This window comes from Pseudomonas sp. FW305-3-2-15-C-LB1 (assembly GCF_058787615.1).
On record NZ_JBYSZX010000014.1, the window covers coordinates 153,647 to 159,978 of the forward strand.

Annotated in this window: 6 protein-coding genes; 5 read left to right on the forward strand and 1 reads right to left on the reverse strand. The window is 56.2% G+C overall.

The genetic code is table 11. The annotated features are described in order from the left end of the window. Positions 1–47 precede the first annotated feature (47 nt). Positions 48–1,052, reverse strand: coding sequence for a hypothetical protein (locus AC3WP7_RS23800; protein WP_102592028.1), 1,005 nt, complete (start codon positions 1,050–1,052; stop codon positions 48–50). 378 nt (positions 1,053–1,430) lie between these two features. On the opposite strand from AC3WP7_RS23800, the gene AC3WP7_RS23805 reads away from it, so the two are divergent. The 5 genes from AC3WP7_RS23805 (at position 1,431) to AC3WP7_RS23825 (ending at position 6,217) form a co-directional block, all read left to right on the forward strand. Beyond that, entirely contained in the window at positions 1,431–1,901 is a 471-nt protein-coding gene (locus AC3WP7_RS23805) for a JAB domain-containing protein (protein ID WP_102592180.1), read from the forward strand. A 178-nt stretch (positions 1,902–2,079) separates the two neighbouring features. Then, a complete protein-coding gene (locus AC3WP7_RS23810) occupies positions 2,080–3,039 on the forward strand; it encodes a TIGR03756 family integrating conjugative element protein (protein WP_102592027.1) in 960 nt (319 codons plus the stop codon). Next, a complete protein-coding gene (locus AC3WP7_RS23815; RefSeq protein WP_102592026.1) occupies positions 3,036–4,403 on the forward strand; it encodes an integrating conjugative element protein in 1,368 nt (455 codons plus the stop codon). The genes AC3WP7_RS23810 and AC3WP7_RS23815 overlap by 4 nt, the downstream gene beginning before the upstream one ends. Beyond that, positions 4,400–4,699: a hypothetical protein gene (locus AC3WP7_RS23820; protein ID WP_102592025.1), complete on the forward strand. Its 300-nt coding sequence runs from the start codon at positions 4,400–4,402 to the stop codon at positions 4,697–4,699. Before AC3WP7_RS23815 ends, AC3WP7_RS23820 begins: the two co-directional genes overlap by 4 nt. A gap of 12 nt (positions 4,700–4,711) precedes the next feature. After that, complete coding sequence (locus AC3WP7_RS23825) at positions 4,712–6,217, forward strand: conjugal transfer protein TraG N-terminal domain-containing protein (protein ID WP_102592024.1); 1,506 nt, start codon at positions 4,712–4,714, stop codon at positions 6,215–6,217. Positions 6,218–6,332: the final 115 nt, after the last annotated feature.

Sequence of the window (6,332 nt, forward strand, 5' to 3'; positions counted from 1 at the left end):
TAAAATCATCCCAATGGATCTCATGCCTCTCCCCTTCGCCAGATTGGTCAGGCGCTGACAGCGAACCGTGTTGCGTCCAACACTGCGACAGGCGCAAAGCCATTGGTCTTCTTGAAGCTCATGTTATGAACAAAGTTTTTCATCGCATCTGATGGATCAATGGCATCAAGGTTGAGCGTGCTCATGGTAGATCGCGAAAATGCAACGCTGAGAATCGGCAACTCTTCCATATGGCCCGTCGCGCCATTAAGGACGTTGTCCATTGCGGTAACGATCACTAGATCGTCCGGTAGCAGAGCCAGCAGTTCACGCCCTACACGCAACGCGCAGCTGCAAACGTAGTCCTGATGAAGGTCATTAAAGCGCCCTATTGGCATCGCCTTAGTCGACAACTTGCCGCTTTTCAGGAGTGATTTGATCTCGGTAGGAATGACATCGGAACCATGAATCGAGAGCCGGGACTCGAAAATACCGTGTTCGTGAACGGTCATATGAATGGCTGAACCAAGAAGCGAGATCTCATTGAACGGCTCAAACGCCTCGATGGCGTCGAGTTTTGCCTGACGATCGCCGTCGAGAATACGCTTGGCCAAATCTCGATCCTGCACCCATTCAGAATGCGTGTTCTCCCACTCAGTCAACGCTGCTTGATAACGATTAGAGTCTTCTGCCTGACCTGCCTCTACCTTCAATTGCAAGGCAGCTCGTTGGCGAGCTTCCAGCTTGAACAAACGACTCCAAAAGTTAGGTCGGTATCGAATGACGTCCTGTGTGGCCATCTGCTCATAACGATCACTTTTCTGCGGAGCTTTGGGCTCCAACTTCGAAAGCAACGTGCCCCACCTAACGGTCTCACCACACTCTTTATGCATGGATAAGATAACTTCAAGGTGGTTTTCGTAGACATCTACCTCGTACGCCGCTTGCTCGAGCGCCTCCATCCGAGCGTATTCCTTGCTTTGACGCTCGAGGTCGCGCTGGCGTCGATGGGCGTTACGCTCCGACCTTCTTGCTGATGCTTGCAACGAACGAACAGTCCCTTTCCACCCCATGACCACTCTCCATAGTGACGATACAAACCGTAGTGGCACATTAGCACAAACCTCATTCTACCCAATGTAGGGTTATGCCGAGCCTTTGGAACTTAAGGTAAACAACACGGGGGACGCGATTGCCGGATTGAGCCCACTTTGGAACGTTCCCGTACATGACTATAGGCCCGTAAATCGTGCCAGGCGGCGGAGCTCAACGCCGCCGCGCAGCTCTGCTGCGTCAACCCACTCGTTTGCCCGGTGTCCATACCGCAAACAGTCATCGCCACTGCGATGACGGACACAGCCTTCCTCCCTTGGGGTTCCCACCCTGACGGGTCGGGAACCTCCTTTTTATCTCAGGAGTTTCCCATGACCGACACACAACTCATTGCCGCAATGCCGGTAGCTGCTCCACTCACCTACACCGAGGATGAGGAGTTTCTGATTCAGGAAGCTATCAACATCCTTGAGCGCCATGTTTTCAAAACCGGGCCAGCCCTGGAGTCTCCTGGCGATGTCTATCGCTTTCTGCAGTTGAAACTGGGCAGAGAGGACCATGAAGTGTTTGGTGTGCTCTTTCTTGATACTCGTCACCGCGTTCTCGCCTTCGAGACGCTTTTCCATGGCACGATCAATGCCTTGAACGTGCATCCCAGACGCATCGTGCAACGCGCGTTGGAACACAATTGCGCAGCCGTCATCCTCGTCCACAATCATCCATCCGGAGTGACAACCCCCAGCTCAACCGACAGGCAATCCCTGATCAAGATAAAGCACTTGCTGGCCGAGATGGATATACAGCTGTTGGATGAGTTCATCGTGGGCCACAGCGATGTCTATTCATTTGCAGAGCACGGTCTGATTTAAGCGATACATCGCTTATTTTTTCACCCACACGCTCTCCTGCCGCGACGCAACACGTACACGTGCTGCGTCGCATCACCCTCTCGTCTTTTGTTAATCGGATTTGCGCCATCCCGTTTTCTAAAGAGCCAGCAGCACCTGAGTTTGCTCAACTGAAGGCCCCACTTTTCAGGCGCAAACGATGATTGCCTCTAACCTTCTATCGCCTCTCAGCCGTACTGTGGCAGCCCTTTTGCTCAGTGCTTATTCATTCAGCGCCGGGGCACTCAATAGCGCGACCATTGCAGTCTCCGCAGCCTCTGCGGATTGCCTGAGCTACCGCACGGTCGGTATTTGCTATTGGCTCCGCTGCACCAACTTCGGCTGCTCCGTGCGCACTTCGCCCAAGGTCCGTCACTACATTCCGGATGCCGTGGTGTCGAGCTACAGCAACACAGGGCAAAACCCATGGCTGGAACTGCGCCTGCTCAGCGCCCCAAACCCTACCGCACAAGCCGGTGGTGATGGCACCAGCGCGACCAGTCAGGAAAACAACCTCAGCAAATTCAAAAATGCCGATGTGATTGGCCATCCAGCGGGCGCGTTGTTCAATCAGTTCGCGGGCCAGTCAGGCTACGTATGCCCCGGTGCAGGCAAACCACTGATGCCTTATCTGCTCAGCACGCTGGACACACTCGCCTGGCGCTACAACATTCCGGAGGCCGTATTTCCCGAAGCATTGATCCCTGGCCTGCGCGAAGTGGGCAGTCGATTGGGCTTCAATCTTTGGGGAGCGGTCTATCCACGAGGTGGCTTCCTGCATCAGGTGGATGACCGTAAAGCGGCAGCCGTGGTAGCGCAGCGTGCGGGCGACATCGTTACGCGCCCTGGCCAAGTGCATGTCTATCAACCCTTACTGGCTCCACCACGCGCAGGTTACTGGCCAGCCGGGCCGCTGATGGAAAGCGACAGCAGAAGTGGAAAGTGGCAAGCACTCACACCGGTACCGTCGGCAAGCTGCGCAGTGTTTCCAAATAATCTTCCTAACATCCAGGCCGAGGATGGCGGTTACGCCTGGGCACTCTGGCGCCCGTATAGCTGCTGCAAACGCCAGGGGCAAATCTTTCTCGGGAACACTGACTTTGCGCGGGAGACGCCATGAATAGCTATCGCCCAGCCCACTGGATCAGCGCCCTTCTCCTCTCCTTCAGCAGCGCTCTCGCCAATACCGATACCCGCTTCAACTACAGCGGCAGTGTTATCGGCGACGATGTGCTCTACAGCATTGGCGGTGGCAGTGCGGTATCGATGGGAGGTGCGGCCAATATGAAAAGTATTGGCGTGGGTGCCGGCTGGAACAGCAACCTGATCTGCGGTGATATGAACCTGGACACCACCTTGCAGAACCAGCTCAATGGCATCACCAAGGGTTTCCAATCGATCATGAGCAACGTGATCCAGAACGCGACCGGCGCTGTCGCCTCTCTGCCGGCATTGATCATCCAGCGTGCGGATCCGGGGCTCTACAACCTGCTCACCAACGGTATTTTGCAGGCCCGGCTGGACTTTGATCGTTCGAAGTCGACTTGCCGGGCGTTGGCCAATCGTATGGCAGACGTGGCTGGCGGGCAGCTCGGCTGGGGGCAAATCGCCGAAGGGATGGCGCTGACCCAGTCCGTCGGCAGCAAAGATGCCGTCGCCGCCGTGGATCAGGCTGAACAAGACCGAGGCAATAAGGGCGTGCCCTGGGTCGGCGGGCAAGCAGCTGGTGGTAACAGCCAGCCCTCTATCCTTGTCATCGCCGATGTAACGCGAGCCGGCTACAACCTGGTGAACGGCCGCGATGTGGATGATCGATCGTCTATCCCCATCAGCGCCTGTGCCGATCAACTCAGTTGCCAGACCTGGTCGTCACCACAAGCGGCGACGCAATGGGCCACCCGTGTGTTGGGCGAACGCGAACAACGGACCTGCGACAACTGTGCCAAAACCCAAACCACGCCTGGGGTGGGCCTCACACCGTTGATTCAGGAAGAGTACGAAACCAAGTTGCAGGCACTGCAAGCGTTGATCAACGGCAGCCTGCCCACCACCTTTGTGAACCTGCAGGCGGCCAGCAGCCAATCGCTGCCTATCACCCGAGGCGTGATCGAGGCGCTGCGGGATGAGCCGGATCAGGACTTATTGGCACGTCGCCTGGCTTCGGAGGTGGCGCTCTCCAGCGTGTTGGAGAAGGCGTTGTTATTGCAACGCACACTGTTGACGGGGCGTAAGGAACCAAATGTCGCTGCCAACCAGTTAGCTCAAGAAGCCATTCTGTCCGAGAGCGACACGCTGACCCAGGAGATCAACAACCTCAAAACCGAGCTGGAACTGCGGCGCACACTGGCGAGTAATTCGCCGCTGGTGTTGATACAACGGCACAGTGCGCGCGGCGAAGGTTCCCGCGGGATTTATCAGGGCGACCCGCTGCGTAATCGTCTGGATGAAATTCAAAAACCGCCAGCGACGCGGCGGCAGCCATGAAATGGAGTCGGCCTCTCGTCCAGTCCTTGCTGTGGGCAGTCTCTATTCTGGCCGTTGCTTTTATCGTCAACGTGACAGGCATTGAGATGGCAGGCGGGATCGACGCCTGGCGCGATTGGCTCGGCGACTCCTCCGGCTACTTTCGCGCTTGGCGAATGGCGCTGTACACCGGCCTGGGTTACACCACCTTTCGCCTGATCAAGGGACGTCAACCAAGGGAGCTACGCCGCACGGTTATCGCTGCCGTGGCAGTGCTAGCGCTTCTGGAATTCCACAGCCTAAAGCTGTTGCGTTGAGGCCTGGCAATCATGACGCTCTATACCGATGACTACCTGGAATATTACCTGACCCTCGTGGCCTGGATCGTCAATAACGGCATCTGGGACCTGCTGATCGCCAGCGGCGTTATCGCCCTGCCATTCTTCGCCATTGTGCTGCAGGAATGGTTGCGCGCCCGCACCGAAGGCGCCGATGAGGGCAATAAGGGCGTGCTATCAACGTTGCGCGTAGAGAATCGGGTATGGGTGGCGATTGTGGTCGTGATGTTCGCCGGCATCCCCTTTATCCCAGTGGACTTGAACACGTTGACCTATGACAACAGCCGCTCCGCGCAATGCCAGATCAAAGTGGCGAAACCGCAGGAAACCCGTTGGGCAAATGCCTTTACTGTGCTGAACAACCAGAGCGCGTATGTGCCAGTGTGGTGGTTCTTTATGCACTCCCTGTCCAAGGCACTGACGAGTGCGGCGGTGGCTGCCATCCCTTGTGGCACTGACCTGAGGCAGATGCGTATAGAGATCGACGCCACTCGAATTGATGATCCGGTATTGGCTCAGGAAGTGGCCGACTTCAGCCATGACTGCTACGGGCCTGCCCGGGCGAAATTGTTTACGAACCGCCCGGAGCTGGATGAAAAGCAGATGGCGGATGTCAACTGGATTGGCTCAAGGCTTTTTCTGAACGTCAGTGGTTACTACGACAGCTATCGTGCCAAAACACCGCGCAGCGCCTGGCCCTATGACGCAAATCGGGACGCAGGGTTGACTCAAGTGCCCAGTGGAGGCGGTTATCCGAATTGCCGGCAATGGTGGTCGGATGCCGATGTTGGATTACGCCCTCGCCTGTTGACTCAGGTGGACCCTGAACTGCTCTCTACCCTAAGTCGTTGGGCGGGTTTTCTGGATAAAGGCCAGGTGGACGATGCGCTGATTCGTGCGATTGCAGCGCCCCGCCAGCAGACGCTGAACCAAGGACAGGTCTATACCGATTACGGCGGGCAGGTGGATATGAAAGTCTCCAATATTGCAGCGCGTGGGTCGGCGGATCTGGGGCTGACGGTTGGCTCGTTAGGTTTTTTCCCCGCGATGGATATGGTTCGACAGGCACTGCCGATGGTGCTGTCGTTCTTGAAGATGGCGCTGACGATCTGCATCCCGCTGGTGCTGATCATCGGCACGTTTGAGTTGAAGGCGCTGGTGACCATCAGTTGCGTGCAGTTTGCGCTGTTTTTTGTGGATTTCTGGTTTCAGCTGGCGCGATGGATCGACAGTACGATTCTGGACGCGTTGTATGGTTGGAGTTCGCCGCAGAGTAATTTCAACCCGCTGATGGGGTTGAATAATTCGTTTGGGGACATGTTGCTGAATTTTGTGATGGCGACGATGTTTCTGATCCTGCCAACCTTTTGGATTACCGCGATTTCTTGGGTGGGTGTGCATGCAGGCGGCGCCCTACAAGGTCTGACCACTGGTGTTGTGGACGCAAAAGCTGCTGGAGCCAGTGGTGTTGGCATAGCAAGCAAGGTTATTCGCTGAGGCCTTTAACTCTGCTCATCGGGGTCGTATGGATCAACCGGGACTGTCAGAAATTTTGTGTTCGGGCATAACATGAGTAAGAGGTGCATGTATGCCAACCAAAAAGAAACCGCTT